We start from the raw sequence: 1,927 nt of genomic DNA on the forward strand, positions 1-1,927 counted from the left end.
ATGAGGTCGCGGTAGGGACGATCATTGCTGATCGCCCCCCGCACAGATCCGCACGAGCGCTCATTAGCGCATGCGGCTCCTATCTCGGATGAGTGGCGGCGAAGCGATCAAGGGGCCAAGGATGCATCACACGAGGTGTAGGAAGCCATTGTGCAGCCAGCTTGAGACGACGCGCCCAGGCGTACCGGTGTCTTTGACTACGGCGCTTCATCGTTTGCCCCCAGTAGCGGAGCACGCGCTCCCGGAACAGCCCGAGGCTATCGAGGTTTCCGGGTACAGCGTAGTAGTTGAAGTACCCCTGTACGACTGACCTGAGCCACGCGCCTGTCTGAGGCGCGGGATCATGCATGCGCATCTTTAGTTGCTGCTTGATTTCCTGCAGCTTCTTTCGCATGCGCTTGCGGATCGTCATGCGGCGCACGGCATAAGACCCGTTTCTATTCTTCCCGCTGATATGCGTGAAGCCAAGGAAGTCGAAGGTCTCCGGCTTGCCTTCCCCTCTTCGTTTCCGGTTCTGTTCGGCATACCGCCCGAACTCGATCCGGCGCGTCTTTTCTGGGTGCAGATCCAGTCCGAACTTCTCCAGCCGTTCTCCCAAGCTATTGCGAAAACGGTCTGCGTCCGTACCCCACTGGAAGCCGACGACGATGTCGTCCGCATAGCGGAGGACGATCACCTCGCCTCGCGCACACTTGTTGCGCCAGACGTCCACCCATAGATCGAACACATAGTGGAGATAGATGTTGGCAAGGAGCGGTGAGATCACCGACCCCTGCGGACTACCTGTCTCCGTGTCCGACCATTTGCCTTCCTCCCTCACCCCAGCCTTGAGCCATTTCTGGATCAGGCGCAGGATGCGTTGGTCGGCGACGCGATGCTCGACGAACTTGATCATCCATGCTTGGTCCAGGTTATCGAAGAAGCCTTGGATGTCGGCATCAAGTACGTAGTTCACCTTCCTTTTCACGAGCGCATAAGACAACGCATCCAGCGCCTTATGCTGGCTGCGTCCAGGACGAAATCCATACGAGAAGCCGAGGAAGTCCTCCTCATAGATATGGTTGAGGATGGTGACCACTGCGTGCTGGACGATCTTGTCCTCCAGTGCGGCGATTCCGAGCGGACGCTTCCGTCCGTCGCCTTTCTCGATGTAGACCCTTCTTGATGGAAGCGCCCGATACGCACCGCGATGCACCCGGCTGTGCAGATCGGCAAGCCGACCCTCCAGCCCGGCTTCATACTCTTGCCATGTCATCCCATCCACACCGGGCGCAGCCTTGCGTTTCAGAGAACCGAAGCTGTCCCTTAGCAGATCGACTGTGACATGGTGGAGCAGAGCAGTGAACTTCATCTCCTTGTGTTCCCTTGCTGCTTTCCGCACACCCGCCAGCCCCTGTGACACGCGTGCCCCGCTCTGTGTCGGGCGCGTGCTGGACTGATGGATGTTCTCCTTGACCAGCGGCCTTCCCTCCTCACTCTCCGCCATCGACTGCTCGACTTTGTTCGAATGATTCATAGGTACTATGCCGCTGTCCGACTCCTCGGTGACGTTCATGCGGGCCTTGCGGCCTAAGCCTTCACCCGCCGTCCTGCTACTGGTTGGCAGCAGGCGTCTCCGAGGTCTCCCGGTTCTCGTGCATGAAGCTTCCAGGCGTGTCTGGGGTCTACGACTACGCAGGACCGAGCAGGAACTTGCGATGTCGCTCCCACCCATGTTGCCTTCCGCCAATGCAAAAGCGTCAGCGTCCTGATTGCATCTTTTCGGAGCTCAATACCCAGCCCACCTGTACCCCTGTTTACGCTTCGCCGAACACCTCGCAGTGCGCAGCGCAAAACTCGGGGCCGAGCGGTTCGCTACTCCTTTCTCGTAGGACTCTTTCATTCCCTGCTTCATGCCGGTTTATCCCGGCGCACTGCATTGGCGATT

The 1,927-nt window shown here is 58.7% G+C and carries 1 protein-coding gene; it reads right to left on the bottom strand.

From position 1 onward, the window contains the following. Positions 1-79: 79 nt before the first annotated feature. Entirely contained in the window at positions 80-1,555 is a 1,476-nt protein-coding gene (ltrA, locus tag AC5S26_RS29825; RefSeq protein ID WP_494188582.1) for a group II intron reverse transcriptase/maturase, read from the bottom strand. Between the last annotated feature and the right edge of the window lie 372 nt (positions 1,556-1,927).

The sequence above is a fragment of the Edaphobacter sp. FHG110511_03 genome (assembly GCF_059115365.1).

Excerpts from the sequence above, each read along its gene's own strand:
- ltrA (WP_494188582.1), bottom strand. The coding sequence starts at position 1,555 with ATGAACGTCACCGAGGAGTCGGACAGCGGCATAGTACCTATGAATCAT.